This window comes from Enterobacter sp. JS8-1 (assembly GCF_049187015.1).
Classification (GTDB): domain Bacteria; phylum Pseudomonadota; class Gammaproteobacteria; order Enterobacterales; family Enterobacteriaceae; genus Enterobacter; species Enterobacter mori.
This window is the reverse complement of record NZ_CP185805.1, coordinates 2,550,795-2,574,055: the sequence shown is the minus strand read 5'-3', so window position 1 is coordinate 2,574,055 and position 23,261 is coordinate 2,550,795. Positions and strand designations below refer to the sequence as shown.

Here is a 23,261-nt window from a genome sequence, read left to right as displayed (position 1 = left end):
CGTGAAGACATATGAAATCACTTTGCCCTGGCCGCCGAGCAACAACCGGTATTACCGGCACAACCGCGGGCGAACTCATATTAGCGCTGATGGCGTCGCGTACCGCTATGTAGTCGCCAGCGTCATTCGAAGCGCCCGGCTTAATATTCGGACAGCTGCACCACTCAAAATCCGAATTGAATGTTACATGCCCGACCGCCGCCGCCGCGATCTTGATAACCTGCAGAAAGCTGCATTTGACGCTCTAACCAAGGCGGAATTCTGGCTGGATGACTGCCAGGTTGTGGATTATCGCGTTGTGAAAATGCCTGTTGTTAAGGGCGGAAAATTAGAACTCACCATTACCGAGCTGGAGACCGCATGAATCTCGAAAATACACTCAAATATCACTTCGCCAAATCGACGATGATTAGCGACTCTCCTCGTGCTACGGCATCAGATGCATTAACCGGTTCAGATATTATGGCTGCGATGGGCATGACGCAGGAACGGGCCGCCATGGGTTACAGTGCTTTTCTTGGGAAGATGGGTATCAGCAACAATGACCGGGAGAGGGCGATTGAGTTGCTGGCTCAGTATGCGCAGACCAAGTGCGATCGGGTGGCAGCTCTGCGCAAACTGGATGCCGGGGTTAAGCCACTAGTGATGCATCGGTTGGCCAGCTTCGCTTTCGAGGATTATTCCCGCAGCGCCGCCAGCGTAAAGCAGTGCGATGGCTGCAATGGGGAAGGGTTTATAGACGCGGAAGTTTTCAGCATGAAGTCTCACACGCCGGTAAAAGAGAAGAAGTTCGTGAAGATGTCTCTGAATATGGGCGTCGAAGATTTTCGACCTTCTGAGTATGAGGTACGGAGGCAGGTTAGGGAGGTAGCGCGCGTTCTCTGCCCTCAGTGTAAGGGTAAGAAGGTAGTTAGTTGTGCCTGTAGAGATTGCCATGGACGCGGGAAAGCCATTAATCAGGCCCTTACAGAACAGCAGGGTGTTCCGGTTATGGCCGATTGCAAGCGCTGCAGCGGGCGGGGGTATGAACGAATCCCATCGACAGAGGCATATGCAGCGGTGTGTCAGATAACGGATGCAATCAGCCTCGATACTTGGAAGAAGTCTGTTAAACCATTTTACGATCAGCTAATCACCAAGTTTGACATCGAAGAGGCCTGGGCTGATGCGCAGCTCAAGCAGATAACAAAATAGGGCGTGAATTTATCGTGAGCTATTTACTTTTCCCGAATCTGTGGTAATTTTGCTCTAACGATGGGTTATTGCCTTCGTTTAAAGCCCTGCGGTTAACCCCGTGGGGCTTTTTGCTTAATAGCGATTTAAGAATTTCTAAAACCATCACTATTCATTGCCTCTTATACTTTCTATATCGGAGAGGGGAGGAATAATGAGAGAAGGCTATTACTGGATTCAGTACAATGGTAGCAGGCAGATTGCTTACTACGTGCACGAAAAAATCGACGATTTAGAGTCGGGTGAAACTATTTACGGCGCATGGTATGTGACTCGTGGAGATGATCTCGCCAACAATGGAGAGGTCGAAGTGCTAAGCGAACGTATTGAAGAGCCAAAGTTGTAAAAGGATAAAAATTAAGTGAAGCCTCGTTACTGTGCGAGCCTTTTAGTATCCATGGAAGAAGAAGCGAATCTTAAAGCCGATAAACTTCAACACTGGCCAGACATAATGTTGGATTACTCACCTTTCTTACCAACCTCTATTTCCAAATCAAAGCGGATCGCCGCAAAGCTGCCCGGGGTGAATGATGTCGAATAAAGCAAAGCTCAGCGCAGCAGTGCTGACACTAATCGCGTCAGGTGCATCTGCACCACTCATTTTCGACCAATTCATCAGCGAGAAAGAAGGCAATGCGCTGGTGGCCGTTGTTGATCCGGGTGGGGTCTGGTCTTTATGTCACGGCGTGACCGTTATCGATGGCAGGCGTGTTGTTAAAGGCATGACGGCCACTGAGGAGCAATGCCGGAAGGTTAACGCTATTGAACGCGATAAGGCATTAGCTTGGGTTGATCGCAATATCAAAGTGCCTCTGACAGAACCACAGAAGGTGGGTATCGCATCCTTCTGCCCGTATAACATCGGCCCCGGTAAATGCTTCCCTTCAACTTTCTACAGGCGCATCAATGCCGGTGACCGAATAGGTGCATGTGAGGCAATTCGCTGGTGGATTAAGGACGGTGGACGTGATTGCCGTCTGACTAAAGGCCAGAAGAATGGCTGTTATGGTCAGGTCGAGCGGCGCGATCAGGAAAGCGCACTGGCGTGCTGGGGGCTGGACCAATGAAAATTAATCCGGGTCTTTTTTGCGTTTTCGTTATTGCTGGCCTTTCGATCGCTCTCGTTAAGAGTTGCTCAAACACCAGTAGCCTTCAGAGCGATAATGTCGTTCTGCGAAGTGACAACTCTTTGCAGGAGCAAGTGATCGCCACTCAGGCATTCAACTTCAATCGGTTCAATCAGCTTGCAGAACATGCCAACAGGCTTAACTCCCTGATCGATACCAGCACCGAAGAAACCCTAATCGAATACCGGGAGATTCTCCGCCGTGAAAAAACCTGTGATCTGCCTGTTCCTGCTGACATTGCTGGTGGGCTGTACGAATATGCGTACCGTTTACGTTCCAGCGCAATGCACGCCGATACCGACACAGTTGACGAAGCCGATGATCGTGCCGCTGCCGCCAGCTCAATGACGTACTGCCAGGCAGTCTTGTGGATTAAGCCGCTACTGGCCGTAATTGAGAAGGGCAACAATAATTTCGCTGGCATAAGGCAGATCGAGCTGGAAAGAAAGAACTAGGGATGGCTCCTCCTTGAGCACACGGGTATTTCTGAACGACGGCTTTACCTGACATAGCAAAGCACCTTTAAATTGTAGAAAAGACTCGATATTTAACAAGCGAAGCGCAGCAATGTAAAAAAATGCCCTCACATGGAGGGCTACCAGAGTCTCAGTTTCACTTGCTCTTTTTATAGATGCTTCCCTGGAGTGGCAAACTCCTCATCAGAGTCCTAAACAGCCTGGCAAATAGCCAGTAATCAACAAGCATAAGCGGTAGCGATTAGGATAATCCTTACCTGATCATTTGGGCTGGGCAGAAACATCAAATGCTCTGATTATCGATAGGGCTGACATAGAGACTGCAAAGGTATAGAGTTGAGATGTCTTTATGGAATGAGGATTAACATGAAAGGTAAAGTGATTATCGCTGCTATGGCTTTTGTATCTTTCAGTGCTTTTGCGGACGAGGGGCAGTATCTTTCTGATTTCGCCAGTGCAAAAAGCACGTCTAAAAGCTACTCCCAGCTGATTAGTAAAAACAAACTACCAGCATGGGTAAAAAGTGGTGGCACGAGCACGCCATCAACCGAAGTAACTGTTGCGGGCAAAAAGTATATTGCGCTGTCTGGGTGTAAACCACACAGTTGTCCAGAACAGAATATTGCTGTTCTCTACTCACCTGATAGCGGTGATATTCATGGTGTGTTTTCTGATTTCAATGCAGAAAAGAATCGTGAGATATTGACCTGGTTAAACTTGGATCCGATTGATTCTGATGCGATGAAAAATGCCCTTTTCAATCGGCTGTACGGCAATTAAATAACCCAAGCTTCAAACTGTAATCCACTAGTTTGAAGCTTCAAAATACAAATCAATCGCCATTCAGTGTGTTGGTTGCTCACATCGCACCCTCATTTCGCTTAACTTTAGCAATGAACTCCTCTGTTATTGATAGTCCCGCTATGATTTCCGAGTTTAAGACAGAAGCACCAAATTTACTTACGAGGTCCAGAAGAGTTTCATATGTCTGGATGAGTTCCATTAGATCGGAAATCACTAATTGGTCATGCTCAGTGCGAAAATGAGACTCGGCGGAGGTTTGATGCACTATCCACTCGAGATTGGTCTTGATTTTCTGTACGTCATCGTAGTTATACATATTTCATAAGCTTAAATCCTCATTTCAAGATTTCTTTGAGAAAAATACTTCATTGCTTCAAATACTGAAGCTGTGAGTGACGTCTAAAGTTCATTCAGTTTAGAGGTAACAATGGCTAAGCCGGACTGGGGCGAGCTGCAGAAGCGGTTCCTGTCTGATCACGCTGCTACTGGCATATCCCCTAAGGAATGGTGCGAGGCGCATAATCTTAATTATGTAACTGCTCGCCGCTATATCAAGAAAACTGCTGCGCAAAATACAAAAATTTACCCGCGAAAGATAGTGCGCACTGCGCAGAAAGATAAAAGCGCAGATGAGCTGGTGGACATAAAGCTAAGCGCGAAGGTAAAGCGCTTTATTGCTGAATACCTGAAGGACAATAACGCCACAGCCGCCGCTGCGCGTGCTGGTTATAGTGACCCAAACTACGGTCGTCAGCTTATAGCGAATCCTAACGTTGCGCAGGCTATTGCGCAGCAGCAAAAAGCGTCCATTGTGCGCACGCTTGGCAGTGCCGATGAGGTTCTTGCGCAGATGTGGCAACTCGCCACCTTCGATGCAAACCAGCTTTCGCAGTATCGCCGCGGAGCGTGTCGTTACTGTTGGGGCTTCGGTCATCACTACCAGTGGCGCGATGCAGTTGAGTTCGACGAAGCGCTCGCAAAAGCTGAAGGCAAAGAGGGTGTAAGGCAACCCGAAGATCCTGGCGGTTACGGTTACGACCACAATCGAGAGCCTAACCCTGAATGTAGCAGATCTGACTGTAGCGAGTACAAAAAACTACAATCTGAACTCAAATAACTTCGTAAAAGGCGCTCGCGTTACTGCGGAAGATTCTGCACCTGTAGTAATCTTCCCACTTGGTATCCCAAACGTGAAAACAGCCATCGACCGTGCAATTGAGAAGAACAAATGTTCAGTTGCTCTTTCTGACGTAGTTGTAACCCAATTCAACCATTCTTTCTTGTTTGGTAAGTTTGGATTCATTGTTGAAGGTACCGAAGTTATTGACCGCGGTCAGCCGGGCTGTGAAAACGCCAGCTAAGATTCGCTCTGAAAAGAGAGCCACCTGTAGGTGGCTTTTTTTATGGGGAAAACATGACACCTTTAGTCCACCAGTCAATACGAACAATCAAGCTTTATGGAGTTCTTGGTGCCACGTTTGGCCGGGAGTTCAAACTTTCTGTCGCCTCACCAAAAGAAGCCATCCATGCATTGTGTGTGATCGTCCCGGGCTTCGAGCGCTTTTTGAATTCCAGTAAACAGCGCGGCCTCACCTATGCCGTTTTCAGCGGTAAGCGTAACTTGAACAATGATGAACTCATCATGGATCTTAGTTCAGCTGATATTCGAATTGCGCCAATTATCGTTGGGAGTAAGCGAGGGGGGATTTTCCAGACCATACTCGGCGTAGCACTTGTCGCTGCTGCAATCTGGATGCCTGGAGTCGGTATCGCAGCGAGTAACATTATGTTCCAGATCGGTGGGGCAATGGCGATCGGCGGCGTAGTCCAGATGCTTTCTCCACAGACAACCGGGCTCGCCAGCAAGCAATCTGCGGATAATGAGACTGACATAAGGTCCGAATGTCAGCAGCGGTTGCAGGTATGACATAACTTCTGCAACATGCGGGTTTTCCGCATGGCTGGTTACTGCATCCTGGTTTACCCAGCCGTCAATAATATAAAACGTGTCGGGTTCATCGATTTTTTGATAAAAATCGTAATAAAGGCAACCGGCTTCAAGGCGTGCAGGCTCAACAAATTTCAGGACCAGCTCTTTAACGCGCTCACGATTTTCAGGTTCACATCGCAGTTCACAGATGATGTGGCGTTCTTCCGATTTTATTTTCTGCATCGTCATTTCCTCAGTTCTTACCGGCATAAACACGGGTCATACCGCCATCGACTATCAGGTCAATGCCACGGATGTAAGTACTCGAGTCTGATACCAGAAAAATCAACGCATCCGCGATATCTGCCGCGGTGCCCACGCGCCCGGCCGGTATTTCTGCGGAAACTCGCTCAGCATATGAGGCAATATCGTTGTCACTCATTTTCTGTTCGTTGCTGTAACCCTCGGTCGGGACTACACCGGGACTTATGGTATTGACCCGGATATCTCGCCCTTTTAGATCCGTGGTCCAGCTGCGAGCCAGTGAACGCACTGCCGCTTTGGTCGCGGCATAAACAGCAAATCCAGGTAACCCCATATCTGCAGTAATCGACGCATTCAGCACTACGGAGGAACCGTCACGAAGCACGTCCAGCATGCTCTGCATAGTGAGTACAACACCTTTAACATTTATGCTCAGTTCGCTGTCGATCTGATCTTCGGTCAGTTCTTCGAGTGGCGTGGCGTGGCCACCACCCGCATTAGCGAACAAAATATCCAGATGCCCCTGTTCGGCTTTAATGGTGGCAGCCGCACGCAGCATGTCTTCTTTACTTGAGACATCCGCACATATAGCTCTGGCGGAGTTGCCCAGTTTGGTTACTGCCTCGTCCAGCACGTTCTGTCGGCGGCCAGTGATATAGACTGTTGCGCCGTGTTCAATCAGTCGCTTCGCTGCACCGAAACCCAGGCCGGTTGTTCCGCCGGTGACCAGTGCGATACGGCCTTTAAGAGATTGGGTCGTCATGATGATGTCCTCTGAGAATGAATACGGGGGAGGATACCGGCGACATGGCGTCGCCGGTTAATGAAGCAAGGCTTAGCGGTTAATGGACTTCATCATTGCAGCGTTATAACGCTCGCCCTGGACGGGAACTTTTGCCAGCACATCTGCAATTTCCTGTAGGTCTGCGGCCGTGAGTTCAACTGCAGCCCCGCCTACATTTTCGTCGAGACGGTGAAGTTTTGTGGTGCCGGGGATCGGAGCAATCCATGGTTTTTGAGCCAGCAACCAGGCTAAAGCAATCTGTGCCGGGGTTGCTTGTTTACGCTCAGCAACTTTACCGATCAGGGCGACAAGGTTATGGTTGGCCTGACGGGCTTCGTCAGCAAAACGCGGCAGATTATTTCGGACATCTCCTTCAGCAAAGGTGGTTGCACCATCAATCTTTCCTGTAAGAAAGCCTTTACCCAGCGGGCTGAAAGGAATGAAGCCGATACCCAGCTCTTCCAGCGTCGGGATAATGACGTCTTCAGGTTCACGGGTGAACATAGAGTATTCACTCTGCAGTGCGGACAGCGGCTGAACAGCATGTGCGTCACGAATAGCTTTTACGCCCGCCTCACACATCCCAAAATATTTCACCTTTCCTTCCTGAATCAGGTCGCGTACAGCTCCGGCGACATCTTCCATTGGCACGTTTGGATCCACACGATGCTGGTAAAAGAGATCGATGTAATCCGTTTTCAGCCGCTTAAGGGACTGTTCAACGACAGTACGAATACGCTCAGGACGACTGTCGAGTCCCGCCGCTGCATTACCCTCTTTAAAACCGAATTTTGTAGCGATAACTATCTGGTCACGGAACGGTGCCACAGCTTCCCCGACCATTTCTTCATTGATCTGACCATACGCTTCTGCAGTGTCGAACAGCGTTACGCCGCGCTCATAAGCTGCACGGATAAGTTTGATGGCTTCAGCTTTGTCTGTCGCAGGCCCGTAGCCAAAGGTCAGTCCCATACATCCCAGACCAATTGCCGATACTTCAAGGCCACTGTTACCTAATTGTCGCTTTTGCATAATGAGTCTCCTGTTTATGGATTGAACACCTCACAAGCACGGCTTGATTAGGTGGTGTTCATATACTCTAAGGAATGACTGGTCATTACTGAAGTGGCATAATCAGATAACCGACATGAGTGGAACTAATAATGAATCATACGGATTTCAATCATCTTGCTGTTTTCATTACGGTAGCGCGTGAAAAAAGCTTCACGCGGGCCGCGGCGCACCTGGGCGTTTCACAATCAGCAATCAGTCATAGCATTCGAGGTCTGGAGGAAAGGCTGGGGATACGTCTTCTGACCCGGACAACCCGGGGGGCAGTGCCAACAGAGGCGGGAGAACGACTGCTTGCCAATCTTGCTCCCTACTATGATGGGATTGAGACCGAGCTTACCTCTTTGGGAGAGCTGCGCGAGAAGCCAGGAGGCATGATACGCATCACCGCTCATGACCATGCGGCAACCACTATACTCTGGCCAAAGCTTTCAACGTTATTGAGGGAGTACCCGGATATCACGCTTGAAATCAACATAGACTATGGATTGATCGACATTGTGACCGGTCGTTTCGATGCGGGAGTCCGTGTCGGGGATCAGATTGCCAAAGATATGATTGCCATGCGTATCTCTCCTGATTTTCGCATGATCGTTGTTGGCTCTCCTGATTACTTTTCCAGACATCCTAAGCCAGAAACGCCACAAGATCTGACTTCACACAACTGCGCAAATTTGCGGCTTTCCACACACGGAGGCCTGTTCGCCTGGGAGTTTGAGAAAGACGGGCAGGAGTTGAAAGTTCAGGTATCCGGCCAGATGATATTCAATACTTCGCCTCAACTGTTATCGGCGGCGCTTGCAGGGTACGGGCTGGCGTATGCTCCTGAGGATGTGGTGCAAAAATATATCAGAGAGGGAAAATTAATACCTGTACTTGAGGACTGGTCACCCACATTTCCTGGTTACCATCTTTATTATCCAAGTAGAAGGCAGGCTCTTCCTGCATTCAAGTTGATTTTAAACGCTCTAAGGGTATGAGTTAAGACTCATCCTTAGTGCATGGATAAATTCTGCCAATCATATGTATCGAGCCTTAAGTACAATCCGATTAATACACCTCCTACACTGAGTTTCAGATTGCAGGCTAACATTCCGGGTTCGTAATGTCCGCTATTGGCACACAACGGACGATGACTGATCATTTCCTCTTGAAGATGCTTCTCATCGGATTCGCTCTAAAAGTTTCTAACTGAAGTAGCCCTCAGACTCTTAACACACAGAAAAGTTAGTAATTCAATAAGCATAAAAATCATGTCGTTACATATTACTAACTGTTAACACCATTCAGATATAACGATGGCTGTGTAATCGCACGCAGCGCCGAGGCCAAGGCGGCTGGAATTACCATGGGCGAGCCGTTCTTTAAGCAAAAGGATCTATTCAGGCGCGCTGGTGTTGTTTGTTTTAGCAGTAATTACGAGCTCTATGCTGACATGTCAAACCGGGTAATGACGACGCTTGAGGAAATGAGCCCTCGCGTCGAAATTTACAGCATCGACGAAGCTTTTTGCGACCTGGCAGGTGTTCGCAACTGCCGGGACCTTACAGAATTCGGCAAAGAGATCCGTGCTACGGTTCTGAAGCGTACGCATCTGACGGTCGGGGTTGGCATCGCGCAGACAAAAACGCTCGCTAAGTTGGCAAACCACGCAGCTAAAAAATGGCAGCGCCAGACAGGAGGGGTGGTCGATTTGTCCAATATCGATCGGCAACGTAGGTTACTGGCTATTGTACCTGTGGAGGATGTATGGGGTGTCGGCAGACGCATTAGCAAAAAGCTGAACGCCATGGGTATCAAAACGGCTCTTGACCTCTCTGAGCAGAGTACGTGGATTATCCGTAAACACTTTAACGTGGTACTCGAGCGAACAGTCCGGGAGTTGCGCGGCGAGCCTTGTCTCGATCTTGAAGAGTTTGCACCGGCAAAGCAGGAAATCGTCTGCAGCCGGTCATTCGGCGAACGCGTTACCGAGTACGAACAGATGCGCCAGGCTATCTGCAGCTATGCCGCTCGTGGTGCTGAAAAACTGCGGGGTGAACATCAGTACTGCCGCTTTATCTCTGCGTTCGTGAAAACCTCTCCCTTTGCGCTTAACGAGCCCTATTACGGTAACAGTGCGTCCATGAAGCTTCTCACACCCACTCAGGATTCCCGCGACATCATCAACGCCGCGGTAAAATGCCTGGACAAAATCTGGCAGGATGGCCATCGCTATCAAAAGGCTGGAATCTTGCTGGGAGATTTTTTCAGCCAAGGCGTGGCTCAGTTGAACCTGTTCGACGAAAACGCGCCGCGTGCTGGTAGCGAAAGGTTGATGGAAGTTCTGGATTATCTGAACGCGAAAGATGGAAAGGGAACACTTTATTTTGCCGGGCAGGGCATACAGCAGCAGTGGCATATGAAACGGGATATGTTATCTCCACGATATACTACGAGGTATTCAGACCTAATAAAAGTTAGATGATTCTTTAATCGGTCCATTCATCCGAACCTAATTGCCGGCTATGAGTATTAACAATAATATGTCTACGACTATGCTTTTGTAATGTAAATAAGCCCCTGCAATTATACAGGGGCTCACGGATATGATGCCGGGTGCCTCCCGGTGAGTCATTGAACTAACCACTCATGACTCGCTGCTTCAGAAATTCACGATGAGCCGCTTGATATACAAATCATCAGGTTAATTAGCCCTGCCGCTGAGGAGGATTCATCATTAAACCGAATGTAACAGCAATGCTTAGCAAATGATACAGTATTTACTGATGTGTCTCATGATTTTTCGCAGTTTGCACGGTCAAAGTATTTTCAGATGGTGAAGATTAAAACATCGATGTTCATTTTTTTACTTTAAGTCTTGAAACAAAGGTTAATGTTTTATCTTCTGGGCAAATCATTAGAAAAATTGCTGTGGGACATTCTTCTAAACGTATAATTCGATGCAGCATCTGGTAGAGTCTTTTTTTTAGTTTTTCTGCTCCATCTTTTTCAGACTCCCACTCTAAAACTGCCTGACCCTCTGAACCAACGAATGCATGGGGTGGAAGTTTAACGCCTCGGTTTGACTTACTTGAATAGTTTCGGTCATGCAAGAGACCCAAGATGAGAGGGTTGATATTATTATCTGAGGATTGGGCTTCAGCAACTATTAATACTGTGTAATGTAGGATTTTCATGGAAGCCTTATGGTTACTTCAGCAATAGAGTGATATTGCCATGGTGTTGAATGTCCATATCTTAATTATAAATGTCTGTATGGGGGTAAAAAAAAGCCTGCATAAAACAGGCTATAAAAATGAAACGTAGTTATAATAATTATTTCATGAATGTTGGTGTTGAATCCCTAGCGTCAAAGATACTTTTGCGCCGCATCTAATATTTCCTGAGAGGTAAGCTCTCGATCTGATGCCACATAAACCACTTCATGGTCACCTGTTAAAGAGGGAAAACCTGCTGACATTATCTGAAGGTTTATCACTTCTCCATTAGGATATTCTTCGCGTATTGATGTCACACCTTTAAGCACAGTGATAACTTTACTTGGCTTACCATTAAAAAAAATGATTACTTTTTTCATATATCACCATGTATTTTGAGGGTTTCTAGCCCATGCAGGTGGTCGAAAGGGTTCTGTTTGTTCATTTTTTTTGCCTCTTTCGAAATTAAAACAAGCATTATACTGTCTTAACGTGCACTGTAACGGTCCATTTGAACTGGAGAAGTCTATGTCTGCACGTAAAAACACTCAATTCCGCCGAAGTTATTTAGTAAAATGTCCTTGTCCAAACTGCTCAAAAGATTCCGAACATAGTTACAGTCGTGTACAAAAGGGGGCTCAGTTGGTGTGCCCATACTGCAGTGCTTTGTTCAAATCTTCCCAGCGCTTCTAAAAAAATTATTAAAAAAATAAGAAGTGATGCTTTTGGAGGCTGCCTAACCTCTTACGCTTTAGTATTTTATAAGCAGTTAGCTTCTGCTTTGAGACTGTTCATGCAGAAGTCCTGCATTTCATCACATCGGTCAGCAAACTTGATGGTAAGTAAATATGCTGGCCTGTTGTAATGATGTGAGTAACCGAACATCACCTTTCACTGATAAAGTCATGCTGCCTTAAGTAAACCATCTAAAAATTATCTATCGCAAAGTGTTACATTGGCAGCGATTGGACCTTTAGTTCCAGCTATGATAGCGAATTTGACTTTTTGTCCTTCAAATAGAGTATTAAATGTTTCTCCCAGCAGGGAAGAAGTGTGAACAAGAACATCTTTACTTCCATCGAGTGGGGAGATAAAGCCAAACCCCTTATCTTCGTTAAACCACTTAACAAGACCTATGATTTTAGATGACATACAAACTCCGTTTGAATATTTCAAACTGACAAGCAAGCTCATGATAAGAAACGTTTGCTGGTATATATATGGACTCAAGAGGAGGGATATCAGAGATAACACCTGGTTATGAGAACGGCTTTTGGAAAAGTTAGATTCATCATCGCAACGAATCAGCCAAACCATTAAGGCACGTGTTGAATGATTAAGCAAATTTTATTTTAGCCTTCTAGAGGGCCGTTAAAATAAGGTTAGCTATAATTAACTAATCCTGTATAGTCAAATCTGGATTACCATTAGGAAAATATTTGTCTCGTAAAATGACAGGAATTGTCAAAAGTTTTGACTTCAAGAGCGGAAAGGGATTGATTATCCCATCAGATGGCAGAAAAGATGTTTTTTTGCATGTTTCTGCATTAAGTAATAGTGAAAGCCAAACGTTAAATCCAGGTGTTCGTGTTGAATTTTATCGTATAAATGGACTTAGTGGTCCGATGGCTGCAAATATATTTCTTTCTTAAAGTAAGATGATGTTGAGCTAAATATAACGTGCGCATCAAAAGTACGGCAGATTATATATCTGTTTGTTCTATCAATTTTCTCCCCTGATTTTTTACATTTCCAACATCACGGGCCACCGCATGCCAGATAAACATCTCAGCTGGCACAGTGCCGTCGGCGACAATCTCTTCTGCTTCTTTTCCCCCGACGTTCTGGCGCATCCATTCGCGCGCCGCTTCAGGTGACAGAACCAGCGGCCTGCGGTCATGGATATCGACCAAGCCTTTATCGGCTGCAGACGTCACGATGAGAAAACCCTCAGCTTCATCGCCGCGCTCGAATGGTGTGCTGCCGATCGCTGCCATGAATATCGGCTTGCCATCGGAACGGTGAATAAAGTAGGGCTGTTTCTTGTCACCTTCCTTCTTCCATTCAAACCATCCGTCGGCAAAGCAGATCGCCCGGCCATGCTGCCATAACGGCTTGAACATCCGGCTCGTGGCCGCAGTTTCGACGCGCGCGTTTGTCAAAGGTGCTTTATCCCACCACCCTGGCGCGTAACCCCACAACACAGGATCGAGGTGCAATTGCTCGTCGCGTTCGCTCAGCAGCAACACCTTTGTGCCGGGTGCCACTTTGTAACGTCCGATTGGTTCAGGGTCGTACGCGATGTCGCGATCGGCTTCATCGGCCAGGTAAGCCAGATATTCTTCACGGGTTTGTGCTTGTGCAAAACGTCCACACATAGAAACCTCCAGTCAGTTAGACTGAAAGTATAGGGCAGAGAGAAAAAGAGGTACGTACTGAGTAAAGTTAGGGGCAAATTTAGGGGCAAAAATGCGGAATAGGGGCAAAAAAAGGGCACTGAAAATGTAGGTCTGAGTAGCTTTAGGGAGAAGTTATTATGCTATAACTAATTGAAGAAGTAGAGAAAATAAATGATATCAATGAGTTGGGAAAATCAGCGTAGCTTATTCAGGTTGTATTGTTCTTTTTTGTTAACTTCTTGATTTTGTTGCATTTATTTGTTACTCGAATCTTAAGTCGGACACCGGTAGGGTATAACGATGACGATTACCCTTTGCGCAATTTTGTGCCTCGTCTGACGGGTAAAAAAGACGGGTTAGTGCCTGCAGTAAAAAACCAGCATGCGAAAGTGTGCCGTGTATGGTACGGATTGTTGCGACGAATGCCAGCATGTTTTACGGAATAATAGCATCAACCTGATACATTCACGTTATCGCGTATAATGCGGCATCTGAATACGCTCAACATTCCCGTGGTCACTGCTATGACGCTCAATCGTTTTTGTTATCTGCTTCTGTTTTCCGCTGCGACTGGCAGCCTTTTTACTTCGAATCCTGTTGTCATGTGGTTCGTGCTCATCAATGTGCTGACGATGGCGATATATGGCGCGGATAAAATGGCGGCGCGAAAGGGCATGCGCAGAGTCCCGGAAGCCACTTTGCTGGCGTTTGGGGTGACAGGCGGTTGGCCTGGCGCCATTCTGGGTCAACAACTTTTTCGCCATAAAACGCAAAAGCAGCCTTTTAAAACCTACTTTATGCTAAGTGTCATCCTGAGCATCGTAGCGATGGCGGCGCTTTATCACTTCTCTGCGTTATGAGCATCGGTTGGCGTAACAAACACTCTTTACTGTATTCCTGCTACGCTTTTCTGTTGGACACGGGAGCGCGATCATGAAGAACAAAGAAGAACAAACAGGATTGGTTGGGCTGGCGATTGGGGCCGCCGTTATTGGGCTGGTTTCAGCGCAGAAGCCAATCAATCGTGAAAGTATCGTTGATGAACTGGTCAGACTCGGCAGACAGAAGGGCGATGGCGTTGAAGACGAGGTGTTCGTCAAAGCCGCTGAGCTGGTCAGAAAAGGCTTATAGCGATGTTTTGAGCCCGCAGAAAGCTGCGGGCTCGTAGGATCAGAACTGGTAAACCAGGCCTAATGCAACAACATCGTCAGTGCTGATGCCGTTATTTTTGTAGAAGCTGTCGTCTTCATCCAGCAGGTTGATTTTATAATCAACATAGGTGGACATGTTTTTGTTGAAATAGTAGGTGGCACCTACGTCTGCATATTTAACCAGGTCCTGATCGCCCTGACCGTTGCCCAGATCTTTACCTTTGGACTGCAGGTAAGAAATCGCCGGACGCAGACCAAAGTCGAACTGATATTGCGCGGTGACTTCAAAGTTCTGAGTTTTGTTAGCCACATTACCTTCGTTATCACCATATGGTGTCATATTGCGGGTTTCGGAATACATTGCCGCCAGGTAGATATTGTTGGCATCGTATTTCAGGCCAGCAGTCCATGCATCTGCTTTATCGCCACCCGCGGTTGTACGTGTAACCTGATCGTTGGTACGGTCAGAAGAGGCGTAAGCCGCGCCTGCACTGAAGCCCATGCCGAAATCATAGGTGGTAGAGATACCGAAACCGTCGCCGTTCTCATGACGCGTATCACGACCGTTGTTGGTCCCTTCCTGATTGTTATTGCCGGATTCGTTTTTGCCCTGGTATTGCAGCGCAAAGTTCAGACCCTGCACCAGACCGTAAAAGTCGGTATTACGGTAGGTTGCCACGCCGTTTGCACGGCCGGTCATAAAGTTATCGGCGTAGGTGTATGAGTCGCCACCAAATTCTGGCAGCATATCTGTCCAGCCTTCCACGTCGTACAGCACACCGTAGTTACGGCCATAATCAAATGAACCGTAATCACCCACTTTAACACCCGCGAAAGCCAGACGCGTCCAGGACTGGTTATCAGACCCTTCGGTGTTGTTAGCCTGAACGTTGTATTCCCACTGCGCGTAGCCGGTCATCAGGTTATTGATTTGGGTTTCGCCTTTGAAGCCCAGACGCATATAGGTTTGATCGCCATCTTTTGACGCGTCGTCAGAGAAGTAGTGGAGACCATCTACTTTTCCGTACAGATCTAATTTGTTGCCGTCTTTATTATAAATTTCTGCTGCATGTGCTGCGCCTGCCATTAACAGCGCAGGAATCATGAGGGCCAGTACTTTTCTTTGCATAGTGATATTCCTTTGCAATCATTTTTATTTAATTACCAGATGAACTTTCCACACAGGAAAGATGTCTCATGCTAAATCACTCCTAATGAGGAGTCGTAATTATATTTGTTACGCTTTAAGTAAATTCTCGACTAAATAATACCATTGAAATCTTGATAGGTTTCATGAATGTATTAACCAGAAATATACAAAACTAAAATTATTAATTGCGCGAGAGAAAAGGTAAGATCGCCGTTGTTATATGCCTTTAAGATTTCTTCATCCATAATTGATGTGAATATTATTTAGTTATCTAAATAGTTTTCTGTGATTATCTGGATTAGCCCGGTGTGAATACATCGGGCTTTTTTTATGACAAAAAAAAGCCCGGACGAGCCGGGCAGGTAGAGTTATTCGCTGATCGATTTATCCGCTTTCCCGGCCATCTGTGCCAGGAAGTCATAGCGTTTTTGCAGATCCGCGGCGGCATCTTTCCAGAGCTGTTCTGCCACTTCAGGCTGTTGCGTGTTGAGGCGGCGGAAGCGTTGCTCCTGCATAAGCGTCTCTGCAAGGGCATCAGATGGCGGACGTGAATCCAGCGCCAGCGGCAGTTTGCCTTCATCCGCACGGCGTGGGTCGAACCGGTACAGCGGCCAGAAGCCGGTTGCTGTGAGCTGACGCATCTGATCGTGACTGAGAGCCAGATCGTAGCCGTGCTCCTCGCAAGGGCTATAGGCAATGATCAGCGATGGGCCAGGGTAGGCTTCCGCTTCCTGAATCGCTTTTACGGTTTGATTAAGCTGCGCACCCAGTGAAATCTGCGCGACATAAACGTGGCCGTACATCATCATGCTGACGCCGAGATCTTTACGCGCTTTGCGTTTACCGTGCTCACCAAATTTGGTGACAGCGCCTAACGGTGTCGCTTTAGACGCCTGACCGCCCGTGTTGGAATAACACTGCGTATCCAGCACCAGAATATTAACGTTTTCAGTCAGACTCAGAACATGGTCAAGCCCGCCGAAGCCAATGTCGTAGGCCCAGCCGTCGCCGCCGATCAGCCAGATAGATTTTTCAACCAGCGCATCAGCATCCGTCAACAATTGTTCCGCACCCTCAACGCCCTGCAGCGCGTTGCGCAGTTCAGCCACCTGCTCGCGCCGCACGTCCGGCGTGGCTTCCGAGTGAAGTGCCTCATTCAGTTCTGCAGGGATTTTATCGGCAAACTGCTCCAGCAAACGCATCACGCGCGCGCGGTGCTGGTCGACGGTCAGACGGAAGCCAAGACCAAACTCGGCGTTATCTTCAAACAGCGAGTTTGCCCATGCCGGGCCGCGACCGTTAGCGTCGGTAGTGTATGGCGTGGAAGGGAGGTTACCACCGTAAATAGACGAACAGCCGGTGGCGTTAGCGATCAGCATTCTGTCGCCGTAAAGCTGCGTAAGCAGTTTGATATACGGTGTTTCTCCGCAGCCAGAGCAGGCACCCGAGTATTCGAACAGCGGAGTAATCAGCTGTGAGGTGCGAATATCAATACGTTCCAGCTTGCTGCGATCGATTTCCGGCAGGTTCAGGAAGAAGTCATAATTCACTTTCTCCTCTTCAACATGTTCCAGGCGCGACATCATATTAATGGCTTTAATGTCCGGGTTTTGACGATCCTTCGCCGGGCACACTTCGACGCACAGGTTACAGCCGGTACAGTCTTCAGGGGCGACCTGCAGAACGTATTTCTGTCCGCGCATGTCGCGGGATTTCACATCCAGCGAGTGCAGGCTGGCCGGTGCGGTTTCCATCTCTTCAGGAGAAACCACCTTGGCACGGATGGCCGAGTGAGGGCAGGCCGCCACGCAGTGGTTGCACTGCGTACACAGCTCTTCTTTCCAGATCGGGATCGCTTCGGCGATGTTGCGTTTTTCCCAACGGGTGGTGCCCATTGGCCAGGTACCGTCTGGCGGCAGCGCCGAGACGGGCAGGGCGTCGCCCAGACCGGCCAGCATCGCCGCCGTTACGGTTTTCACGAAATCCGGCGCCGCGTCGGACACCACCGGAGGACGGTTCGGGCTGGCTGCATTCACCTGCTGCAGCGGTACCTCAAACAGCGATTCGCGCGCCAGCGCCAGCGCCTGCCAGTTGCGCTCGACGAGCTCCTGGCCTTTACTGCTATAGCTTTTGGCTATCGCACCCTGCAGCTCCATCAGCGCACTGTCGCCCGGCAGGATGTTGGTCAGATGGAAGAAGGCCATCTGCATCACTGTGTTGATACGTGCCGCCAGTCCACATTCGCGGGCAATTTTGGCGGCGTTAATCACAAAGAGGCGGGCTTTTTTCTGGTTCAGCACCGCCTGCACTTCCTGCGGCAACCGCGCCCAGACTTCATCAACGCTGTACGGAGTGTTAATCAGGAAAATACCGCCAGGTTTCAGGCGCTCCGCCATCTGGTATTTGTCGATAAACTGCAGCTGGTGGCAGCCTACAAAATCTGCCTGAGAAATAAGGTAAGCCGAGCGAATAGGGTGTTCGCTGACGCGCAGGTGGGAAACGGTCAGCCCGCCCGCTTTTTTGGAGTCATAGACGAAATAGCCCTGGGCATACCACGGCGTCGAATTGCCGATGATTTTGATGTTGTTTTTGGTTGCTGAGACGCTACCGTCGCTGCCCAGACCATAGAACAGCGCCTCGAGTTTGGCGGTCGAGGGCAGGGAGTTTTCCGGCAATGACAGGGACAGATTAGTCACATCATCATAAATGCCGACCGTAAAGCGCGGTTTTGGCTTCGCTGCATTCAGCTCGTTAAAGACTGCCAGCACGCAGTCCGGGCCAAACTCTTTGGATGACAAGCCATAGCGCCCGCCAATAACGCGCGGCAGCATTTCGCGTTCGCCGCTATTAAACGCTTCCGCCAGGGCCGTCATCACGTCCAGATAGAGCGGTTCCGCGTGTGCACCCGGTTCTTTGGTACGGTCAAGAACGGCAACGGATCGCGCGCTTTCCGGAAGCGCTGAGAGCAAATGTTTAGCTGAGAACGGACGATAAAGCCGCACTTTCAGCACGCCGACCTTTTCGCCGCGCGTCAGCAGTTCATCCACCACTTCTTCACAGGTGCCGATGGCTGAGCCCATCAGCACGATCACGCGTTCCGCCTGCGGATGGCCATAATACTCGAACGGTTTGTACTCCCGTCCGGTGGCGGTGGCGAACGCATTCATCGCCTGTTCAACATGGTCGTAAACCGTGTCGTACCACGGGTTGGTCGCTTCGCGAGACTGGAAATAGGTATCCGGGTTTGCAGAGGTTCCGCGAATCACAGGATGTTCCGGATTGAGGGCGCGAGCACGGTGCGCATCGATCTCAGCCTGTGGCAGAAGATTGAGGATCGTATCGTCAGCCAGCGGAACGATTTTGTTGATTTCGTGAGATGTGCGGAACCCATCAAAGAAATGAATAAACGGCACGCGGCTTTTCAGCGTCGCGATGTGCGAAATCAGCGCGAAGTCCTGTGCCTCCTGGACGCTGCTGGCGCACAGCATGGCGCAGCCCGTTTGACGGACCGCCATCACGTCTGAGTGATCGCCAAAGATGGAGAGGGCATGAGTCGCGACCGTACGTGCGGCAACATGCAGCACAAATGGCGTCAACTGTCCGGCCAATTTGTATAACGTCGGGATCATCAGCAGCAATCCCTGAGAGGAGGTAAACGACGTGGACAAGGCGCCTGTCTGAAGCGCACCGTGCACCGCGGCAATCGCGCCCGCTTCGGACTGCATTTCAACCACGCGTGGGACATCCCCCCAGACGTTTTTTACCCCGTTTCCGGCCCAGGCATCCACCTGTTCAGCCATCGTGGAACTTGGCGTAATCGGGTAGATGGCGATAACTTCGCTGGTACGGAACGCAACTGACGCGACTGCACCATTACCGTCAATAGTTTGCATAAGACGACACCCTTACATTGCGCAAAAAGAGGGGCCTGTATAACGGCAACAAGCCCTGATAATTATTCTTTTATTTTAGCAAAGCTCAGGTTTTGCGATTTTCGCTTTTGTGTCCTCGATATTCCCAGCATCAATGAGTAGATCAAACTTTTGCCGAAAAAATTGCGAGAAATTGTTTCCGCAGCGCATAAATACGCACATCCACTCTCGACGATGCGGCGCCGGGTGCCTATTATGCATAGGTTTGTCATTATTCATGGGGGAGAGAACATGCGTTCAGCGTTTTGGGTAGGGTGTGCCGCGTTATTGTTGTCGGCATGTAGTAGTGAACCTGTTCAGCAGGCAACGGCGGCGCACGTTACGCCAGGTATGAGAGCCGCGATGTCAAGCTCCGGCCAGGCCAACTGCGCGATGATTGGGGGTTCGTTATCGGTTGCTCGCCAGCTTGATGGGTCTGCGATTGGTATGTGCGCGTTGCCAAATGGCAAGCGCTGCAGTGAACAGTCACTTGCCGTGGGATCTTGCGGTAACTACTGATTACTCAACGCGTTTAAACATCAGCGTTTTTTCGGCTGTAGCCAGCGTTAACTGGTCTTCAGTCAGGTCGACCTGTGCGCCCTTGCGCAGCATGTCGCCGATGGCCTGATCCAGTTCGTTAAGCTGTGGGTCAGTGCACAGTTTCCGGGTCATCGCCAGCGTTTTGACGGTGAGCGCGCCTTCGGACAATTTCCCCTGTCCGTTATAGCTGTTACACATCACGCCTGAGACAGTGATGTTTTTAATCAGGCTGATATCTGACAGTGCGCTAAAGCTTATTTCAGGCTGCGTTGCCGTTTTGGTGATGGCTTTACCATCGACGTTTTCCAGCACAAAACGGTGGTTTTGAAGCTGCTCCGGCTGAACGGACGCTTTACCTGGGTTAACGCAGCCCGCCAGGGCCAGGCTCAGAAAAGTTACTGCAACGAGCTTTTTCATTTTTCTTCTCTAAATATCAATGCTGTGAATCTATTCCAAGTGTAACCATACGCCCGCGCGAGTTAATGGGGTTTATCTGAAAGTGCGAGAAGAGGCCGGGCAACAGCGCGGTACCCGGCACAGGGTGTTAGTGAGATTTAAATCCCGCCGCCGCCATCAGCATGCGGAAGAACATACTTACGGCGGCCAGCGCCAGGACGCTACCGCCCCAGATGATGACCAGCCACATCAGACGTTTCCAGACAGGTTGTTGCATCAATGATAACCCTCCCCATGCTGTACTTTTCCGCGAAATACGTAATAACTCCAGAAGGTGTAGACCAGAATGATGGGAATGATCAACAGTGCGCCCACTAACATAAAGCCCTGACTCTGCGGTGGTGCAGCAGCCTGCCATAAGGTAATAGACGGCGGGATGATGTGGGGCCAGATGCTGATCCCAAGACCGCTGAATCCGAGGAAAATCAACCCCAGCGTCAGCACAAACGGCAGATTATGGCTATCTGGATCCTTCAGGCTTCGCCACTGCCAAAGGCTCAGGATCGCCACCAGCACCGGGACGGGCAGCAGATAAAACAGATTCGGCAGCGTAAACCAGCGCGCGGCGATAGCCGGTTGCGCCAAAGGCGTCCAGATACTGATTGCCGCAATGAATACCAGAAGGACGATTAACAGCGTTTTTGAAACCTCACGCATCCGCTGTTGCAGGGCATTTTCGCTTTTCATCACCAGCCATGTGGAGCCTAACAGGGCATAGGCTATGACCAGACCTGCGCCACAGAACAGGTTAAAGGCAGTGAACCAGTCAAAGGGTCCCCCGCTATACGCGCGTCCGGTAACGGAGAAACCGTTAATCACAGCGCCGACCGTCACGCCCTGGGTGAACGTTGCCAGAATCGAGCCACCAATAAAGGCTTTATCCCAGAACGGACGGTGTGCCGGTGTGGCTTTGAAGCGAAACTCAAACGCCACGCCCCGGAAAATAAGTCCGATCAGCATTAATGTCAGCGGAATGGTCAGCGCGTCGATGATGACCGCGTAAGCCAACGGGAAGGCACCAAACAAGGCCGCGCCGCCAAGCACCAGCCAGGTTTCGTTCCCGTCCCACACCGGCGCAACACTGTTGACCATCACATCGCGATCGTCGCCGTTCTGCGTCGCGGGGAACAGGATGCCAATTCCCAGATCAAATCCATCCATCACGATGTACATTAACGTGGCGAATACGATGATCACAAACCAGATAAGGGAGAGATCGATTCCCATTATGGCTTCTCCTTACGTTCAGTGATAACGGCGGAAAGGGGACGAGCGGGTCGACCATCAGCTTCAGTGGCAAATGACTCATGAGGCTGAGGGCCTTTTTTGATCAGGCGTACCATATAGCTATAACCCACGCCAAATACCGAGGTATAAACCACGAAGAAGGCCAGCAGGCTGACGCTCATATGCAGATCGCCGTGCGCGGAAACCGCATCTTTCGTGCGCTGCAGTCCATAGACCACCCACGGCTGGCGGCCCACTTCCGTGGTAACCCATCCGGCAAGGATGGCAATCAATCCGGATGGCCCCATAAGCAGGGCAAACCACAGGAAGGGACGAGAGGTATACAGCCGTTTTTTGTAGCGCAGCCAGACCGCAGCCACTCCCAGCAGCAGCATCAACATGCCCAGGCCTGCCATAATGCGGAACGACCAGAAGACGATGGTGGCGTTAGGCCGGTCTTCTTTCGGAAACTCCTTGAGTGCGGGAACCTGTTTTTCCAGACTGTGGGTTAGGATCAGGCTGCCCAGCGCCGGGATCTCCAGCCCAAAGCGGGTGCGCTCCTGCTCCATGTCCGGCCAGCCGAACAGCAGCAGCGGCGTCGGTTCACCCGGCGGGTTTTCCCAGTGGCCTTCAATGGCGGCAATTTTGGCGGGCTGGTACTTTAAGGTGTTCAGCCCGTGCATATCACCCACCATCGCCTGAATGGGGGCCACAATCAGGGTCATCAAGAGTGCCATAGAGAACATGGCGCGAATGGCAGGCGTCCTGTTACCGCGCAGAAGGTGCCAGGCGGCAGAAGCACCAACAAACAGCGCGCTACTGAGGAAGGCGGCTATCGACATATGCAGCAGGCGGTACGGGAAAGAGGGGTTAAATACCACGGCAAACCAGTCTACCGGTACGACCTGACCGTTGACGATCTCATAGCCTTGCGGGGTCTGCATCCAGCTGTTGGAGGAGAGGATCCAGAAGGTCGATATAATCGTCCCCAGCGCGACCATACAGGTTGCAAAGAAGTGCAGACCCGGACCGACTTTGTTCCAGCCAAACAGCATCACGCCAAGGAAACCGGCCTCAAGGAAGAAAGCGGTGAGCACTTCATAGGTCAGCAGCGGGCCGGTAATACTGCCCGCAAACTGTGAAAATCCACTCCAGTTAGTGCCAAACTGGTAGGCCATGACCAGCCCGGAGACCACGCCCATACCAAAGTTTACGGCGAAGATCTTCGACCAGAAATGGTACAGCGAGCGCCAGACCGGATTTTTTGTTTTGAGCCACAGCCCTTCGAGTACAGCAAGATAGCTTGCCAGGCCGATGGTGATTGCCGGGAAAATAATGTGAAAGGATACGGTAAAGGCAAACTGTATCCGCGCAAGGTGAAAAGCATCTAAACCAAACATGCACAGCCTCAATGTCAAACGGTGTGCTGTTATGGTATAGGGGGGCAAAGTCGACTATCAGAGGCAGAAAAGTAAAATTTATGCATAACAGTTCGAAAACTGTCGTCATTTAACTCATCTGATATAGGTTGGTAATTA

At 49.5% G+C, this 23,261-nt stretch carries 25 protein-coding genes and 6 pseudogenes; 17 read left to right on the top strand and 14 right to left on the bottom strand.

Translation table 11 applies throughout. From position 1 onward, the window contains the following. Position 1 precedes the first annotated feature (1 nt). The 10 genes and pseudogenes from rusA to ACOQH0_RS12185 all read left to right on the top strand — a co-directional run. A complete protein-coding gene (rusA, locus tag ACOQH0_RS12230; RefSeq protein ID WP_226347806.1) occupies positions 2 to 364 on the top strand; it encodes a crossover junction endodeoxyribonuclease RusA in 363 nt (120 codons plus the stop codon). Beyond that, positions 361 to 1,194, top strand: a complete 834-nt coding sequence (locus ACOQH0_RS12225) for an antitermination protein (protein ID WP_226347807.1) — start codon at positions 361 to 363, stop codon at positions 1,192 to 1,194. The genes rusA and ACOQH0_RS12225 overlap by 4 nt, the downstream gene beginning before the upstream one ends. A gap of 193 nt (positions 1,195 to 1,387) precedes the next feature. After that, positions 1,388 to 1,579 carry a hypothetical protein gene (locus ACOQH0_RS12220; protein WP_020882503.1) on the top strand — a complete coding sequence of 64 codons (192 nt, stop codon included), beginning with the start codon at positions 1,388 to 1,390 and terminating at the stop codon, positions 1,577 to 1,579. 110 nt (positions 1,580 to 1,689) lie between these two features. Further along, positions 1,690 to 1,764: pseudogene (locus tag ACOQH0_RS12215) on the top strand (phage holin); the annotation flags it as partial. Further along, positions 1,764 to 2,300 (top strand): lysozyme, encoded by a 537-nt coding sequence (locus ACOQH0_RS12210; protein ID WP_059311990.1) that lies wholly within the window; start codon positions 1,764 to 1,766, stop codon positions 2,298 to 2,300. The pseudogene ACOQH0_RS12215 and the gene ACOQH0_RS12210, both read left to right, overlap by 1 nt. Next, the gene (locus ACOQH0_RS12205) at positions 2,297 to 2,815 is read left to right on the top strand and encodes a hypothetical protein (RefSeq protein ID WP_421510450.1); all 519 of its coding nucleotides are present in this window, start codon (positions 2,297 to 2,299) and stop codon (positions 2,813 to 2,815) included. Before ACOQH0_RS12210 ends, ACOQH0_RS12205 begins: the two co-directional genes overlap by 4 nt. Before the next feature lie 387 nt (positions 2,816 to 3,202). Continuing rightward, positions 3,203 to 3,616: an Ivy family c-type lysozyme inhibitor gene (locus tag ACOQH0_RS12200; RefSeq protein WP_421510449.1), complete on the top strand. Its 414-nt coding sequence runs from the start codon at positions 3,203 to 3,205 to the stop codon at positions 3,614 to 3,616. 451 nt (positions 3,617 to 4,067) lie between these two features. Further along, positions 4,068 to 4,712: pseudogene (locus tag ACOQH0_RS12195) on the top strand (terminase small subunit); the annotation flags it as partial. Then, a complete protein-coding gene (locus ACOQH0_RS12190; RefSeq protein ID WP_421512349.1) occupies positions 4,657 to 5,001 on the top strand; it encodes a hypothetical protein in 345 nt (114 codons plus the stop codon). The pseudogene ACOQH0_RS12195 and the gene ACOQH0_RS12190, both read left to right, overlap by 56 nt. Positions 5,002 to 5,054: 53 nt before the next feature. After that, positions 5,055 to 5,522, top strand: a pseudogene (locus tag ACOQH0_RS12185) (tail assembly protein); the annotation flags it as partial. A 108-nt stretch (positions 5,523 to 5,630) separates the two neighbouring features. Here the strand turns inward: ACOQH0_RS12185 and ACOQH0_RS12180 are convergent. The 3 genes and pseudogenes from ACOQH0_RS12180 to ACOQH0_RS12170 form a co-directional block, all read right to left on the bottom strand. Further along, positions 5,631 to 5,813, bottom strand: a pseudogene (locus tag ACOQH0_RS12180) (putative quinol monooxygenase); the annotation flags it as partial. A gap of 10 nt (positions 5,814 to 5,823) precedes the next feature. After that, on the bottom strand, positions 5,824 to 6,597 hold the full coding sequence (locus tag ACOQH0_RS12175) for an SDR family oxidoreductase (RefSeq protein ID WP_034458340.1): 774 nt from the start codon (positions 6,595 to 6,597) through the stop codon (positions 5,824 to 5,826). Positions 6,598 to 6,669: 72 nt separating this feature from the next. Beyond that, entirely contained in the window at positions 6,670 to 7,650 is a 981-nt protein-coding gene (locus ACOQH0_RS12170; RefSeq protein ID WP_046852623.1) for an aldo/keto reductase, read from the bottom strand. Positions 7,651 to 7,781: 131 nt separating this feature from the next. On the opposite strand from ACOQH0_RS12170, the gene ACOQH0_RS12165 reads away from it, so the two are divergent. Together ACOQH0_RS12165 and ACOQH0_RS12160 are read left to right on the top strand one after the other, a co-directional pair. Beyond that, a complete protein-coding gene (locus tag ACOQH0_RS12165) occupies positions 7,782 to 8,669 on the top strand; it encodes a LysR family transcriptional regulator (RefSeq protein WP_034458343.1) in 888 nt (295 codons plus the stop codon). Positions 8,670 to 8,983: 314 nt separating this feature from the next. Beyond that, positions 8,984 to 10,156: pseudogene (locus ACOQH0_RS12160) on the top strand (Y-family DNA polymerase); the annotation flags it as partial. A 373-nt stretch (positions 10,157 to 10,529) separates the two neighbouring features. On the opposite strand, the gene ACOQH0_RS12155 reads toward ACOQH0_RS12160, so the two are convergent. After that, positions 10,530 to 10,868 (bottom strand): hypothetical protein, encoded by a 339-nt coding sequence (locus ACOQH0_RS12155; RefSeq protein WP_421510448.1) that lies wholly within the window; start codon positions 10,866 to 10,868, stop codon positions 10,530 to 10,532. 173 nt (positions 10,869 to 11,041) lie between these two features. Next, positions 11,042 to 11,269 carry a hypothetical protein gene (locus ACOQH0_RS12150; RefSeq protein ID WP_025910815.1) on the bottom strand — a complete coding sequence of 76 codons (228 nt, stop codon included), beginning with the start codon at positions 11,267 to 11,269 and terminating at the stop codon, positions 11,042 to 11,044. 148 nt (positions 11,270 to 11,417) lie between these two features. On the opposite strand from ACOQH0_RS12150, the gene ACOQH0_RS12145 reads away from it, so the two are divergent. Continuing rightward, positions 11,418 to 11,582: a YnfU family zinc-binding protein gene (locus ACOQH0_RS12145; RefSeq protein WP_248180361.1), complete on the top strand. Its 165-nt coding sequence runs from the start codon at positions 11,418 to 11,420 to the stop codon at positions 11,580 to 11,582. A gap of 240 nt (positions 11,583 to 11,822) precedes the next feature. Here the strand turns inward: ACOQH0_RS12145 and ACOQH0_RS12140 are convergent, their stop codons facing one another. Further along, positions 11,823 to 12,041, bottom strand: coding sequence for a cold shock domain-containing protein (locus ACOQH0_RS12140; RefSeq protein ID WP_042719078.1), 219 nt, complete (start codon positions 12,039 to 12,041; stop codon positions 11,823 to 11,825). Between the two features lie 287 nt (positions 12,042 to 12,328). On the opposite strand from ACOQH0_RS12140, the gene cspF reads away from it, so the two are divergent. Beyond that, positions 12,329 to 12,541, top strand: a complete 213-nt coding sequence (gene cspF / locus ACOQH0_RS12135; protein WP_072015539.1) for a cold shock-like protein CspF — start codon at positions 12,329 to 12,331, stop codon at positions 12,539 to 12,541. Positions 12,542 to 12,592: 51 nt separating this feature from the next. On the opposite strand, the gene ACOQH0_RS12130 is transcribed toward cspF, so the two are convergent. Together ACOQH0_RS12130 and ACOQH0_RS12125 are read right to left on the bottom strand one after the other, a co-directional pair. After that, entirely contained in the window at positions 12,593 to 13,267 is a 675-nt protein-coding gene (locus ACOQH0_RS12130) for an SOS response-associated peptidase (RefSeq protein WP_421510446.1), read from the bottom strand. A 349-nt stretch (positions 13,268 to 13,616) separates the two neighbouring features. Beyond that, positions 13,617 to 13,730 (bottom strand): annotated as a pseudogene (locus ACOQH0_RS12125) (hypothetical protein); the annotation flags it as partial. An 82-nt stretch (positions 13,731 to 13,812) separates the two neighbouring features. Here ACOQH0_RS12125 and ACOQH0_RS12120 point away from each other — a divergent pair. After that, positions 13,813 to 14,148, top strand: coding sequence for a DUF1294 domain-containing protein (locus tag ACOQH0_RS12120; RefSeq protein WP_256459444.1), 336 nt, complete (start codon positions 13,813 to 13,815; stop codon positions 14,146 to 14,148). 73 nt (positions 14,149 to 14,221) lie between these two features. Beyond that, positions 14,222 to 14,419 (top strand): hypothetical protein, encoded by a 198-nt coding sequence (locus ACOQH0_RS12115; protein ID WP_010431559.1) that lies wholly within the window; start codon positions 14,222 to 14,224, stop codon positions 14,417 to 14,419. Between the two features lie 39 nt (positions 14,420 to 14,458). On the opposite strand, the gene ompC is transcribed toward ACOQH0_RS12115, so the two are convergent. Beyond that, complete coding sequence (ompC, locus tag ACOQH0_RS12110) at positions 14,459 to 15,568, bottom strand: porin OmpC (protein ID WP_089600128.1); 1,110 nt, start codon at positions 15,566 to 15,568, stop codon at positions 14,459 to 14,461. Between the two features lie 389 nt (positions 15,569 to 15,957). After that, positions 15,958 to 19,482, bottom strand: a complete 3,525-nt coding sequence (gene nifJ / locus ACOQH0_RS12105; protein ID WP_421510444.1) for a pyruvate:ferredoxin (flavodoxin) oxidoreductase — start codon at positions 19,480 to 19,482, stop codon at positions 15,958 to 15,960. A 270-nt stretch (positions 19,483 to 19,752) separates the two neighbouring features. Here nifJ and ACOQH0_RS12100 point away from each other — a divergent pair, with 270 nt between their 5' ends. Beyond that, entirely contained in the window at positions 19,753 to 20,019 is a 267-nt protein-coding gene (locus ACOQH0_RS12100) for a DUF333 domain-containing protein (protein WP_010431552.1), read from the top strand. Here ACOQH0_RS12100 and hslJ read toward each other — a convergent pair whose 3' ends face one another. From hslJ to ACOQH0_RS12080, 4 genes are all read right to left on the bottom strand, one after another. Next, positions 20,020 to 20,457: a heat shock protein HslJ gene (gene hslJ / locus ACOQH0_RS12095; RefSeq protein WP_010431549.1), complete on the bottom strand. Its 438-nt coding sequence runs from the start codon at positions 20,455 to 20,457 to the stop codon at positions 20,020 to 20,022. It lies immediately after the preceding gene. A gap of 127 nt (positions 20,458 to 20,584) precedes the next feature. Continuing rightward, positions 20,585 to 20,713 (bottom strand): DUF2474 domain-containing protein, encoded by a 129-nt coding sequence (locus ACOQH0_RS12090; protein ID WP_010431546.1) that lies wholly within the window; start codon positions 20,711 to 20,713, stop codon positions 20,585 to 20,587. Continuing rightward, positions 20,713 to 21,723: a cytochrome d ubiquinol oxidase subunit II gene (gene cydB / locus ACOQH0_RS12085; protein ID WP_218307437.1), complete on the bottom strand. Its 1,011-nt coding sequence runs from the start codon at positions 21,721 to 21,723 to the stop codon at positions 20,713 to 20,715. Before cydB ends, ACOQH0_RS12090 begins: the two co-directional genes overlap by 1 nt. After that, the gene (locus tag ACOQH0_RS12080; protein WP_421510443.1) at positions 21,723 to 23,123 is read right to left on the bottom strand and encodes a cytochrome ubiquinol oxidase subunit I; all 1,401 of its coding nucleotides are present in this window, start codon (positions 23,121 to 23,123) and stop codon (positions 21,723 to 21,725) included. Before ACOQH0_RS12080 ends, cydB begins: the two co-directional genes overlap by 1 nt. Between the last annotated feature and the right edge of the window lie 138 nt (positions 23,124 to 23,261).

Excerpts from the sequence above, each read along its gene's own strand:
- ACOQH0_RS12175 (WP_034458340.1), bottom strand. The coding sequence starts at position 6,597 with ATGACGACCCAATCTCTTAAAGGCCGTATCGCACTGGTCACCGGCGGA.
- ACOQH0_RS12130 (WP_421510446.1), bottom strand. The coding sequence starts at position 13,267 with ATGTGTGGACGTTTTGCACAAGCACAAACCCGTGAAGAATATCTGGCT.
- ACOQH0_RS12155 (WP_421510448.1), bottom strand. The coding sequence starts at position 10,868 with ATGAAAATCCTACATTACACAGTATTAATAGTTGCTGAAGCCCAATCC.
- ACOQH0_RS12115 (WP_010431559.1), top strand. The coding sequence starts at position 14,222 with ATGAAGAACAAAGAAGAACAAACAGGATTGGTTGGGCTGGCGATTGGG.
- cydB (WP_218307437.1), bottom strand. The coding sequence starts at position 21,723 with ATGGGAATCGATCTCTCCCTTATCTGGTTTGTGATCATCGTATTCGCC.
- nifJ (WP_421510444.1), bottom strand. The coding sequence starts at position 19,482 with ATGCAAACTATTGACGGTAATGGTGCAGTCGCGTCAGTTGCGTTCCGT.
- ACOQH0_RS12170 (WP_046852623.1), bottom strand. The coding sequence starts at position 7,650 with ATGCAAAAGCGACAATTAGGTAACAGTGGCCTTGAAGTATCGGCAATT.
- ACOQH0_RS12205 (WP_421510450.1), top strand. The coding sequence starts at position 2,297 with ATGAAAATTAATCCGGGTCTTTTTTGCGTTTTCGTTATTGCTGGCCTT.
- ACOQH0_RS12145 (WP_248180361.1), top strand. The coding sequence starts at position 11,418 with ATGTCTGCACGTAAAAACACTCAATTCCGCCGAAGTTATTTAGTAAAA.
- ACOQH0_RS12090 (WP_010431546.1), bottom strand. The coding sequence starts at position 20,713 with ATGCAACAACCTGTCTGGAAACGTCTGATGTGGCTGGTCATCATCTGG.
- hslJ (WP_010431549.1), bottom strand. The coding sequence starts at position 20,457 with ATGAAAAAGCTCGTTGCAGTAACTTTTCTGAGCCTGGCCCTGGCGGGC.
- ACOQH0_RS12200 (WP_421510449.1), top strand. The coding sequence starts at position 3,203 with ATGAAAGGTAAAGTGATTATCGCTGCTATGGCTTTTGTATCTTTCAGT.
- ACOQH0_RS12100 (WP_010431552.1), top strand. The coding sequence starts at position 19,753 with ATGCGTTCAGCGTTTTGGGTAGGGTGTGCCGCGTTATTGTTGTCGGCA.
- ompC (WP_089600128.1), bottom strand. The coding sequence starts at position 15,568 with ATGCAAAGAAAAGTACTGGCCCTCATGATTCCTGCGCTGTTAATGGCA.
- ACOQH0_RS12140 (WP_042719078.1), bottom strand. The coding sequence starts at position 12,041 with ATGTCATCTAAAATCATAGGTCTTGTTAAGTGGTTTAACGAAGATAAG.
- ACOQH0_RS12225 (WP_226347807.1), top strand. The coding sequence starts at position 361 with ATGAATCTCGAAAATACACTCAAATATCACTTCGCCAAATCGACGATG.
- ACOQH0_RS12210 (WP_059311990.1), top strand. The coding sequence starts at position 1,764 with ATGTCGAATAAAGCAAAGCTCAGCGCAGCAGTGCTGACACTAATCGCG.
- ACOQH0_RS12220 (WP_020882503.1), top strand. The coding sequence starts at position 1,388 with ATGAGAGAAGGCTATTACTGGATTCAGTACAATGGTAGCAGGCAGATT.
- ACOQH0_RS12150 (WP_025910815.1), bottom strand. The coding sequence starts at position 11,269 with ATGAAAAAAGTAATCATTTTTTTTAATGGTAAGCCAAGTAAAGTTATC.
- ACOQH0_RS12120 (WP_256459444.1), top strand. The coding sequence starts at position 13,813 with ATGACGCTCAATCGTTTTTGTTATCTGCTTCTGTTTTCCGCTGCGACT.
- ACOQH0_RS12165 (WP_034458343.1), top strand. The coding sequence starts at position 7,782 with ATGAATCATACGGATTTCAATCATCTTGCTGTTTTCATTACGGTAGCG.
- ACOQH0_RS12080 (WP_421510443.1), bottom strand. The coding sequence starts at position 23,123 with ATGTTTGGTTTAGATGCTTTTCACCTTGCGCGGATACAGTTTGCCTTT.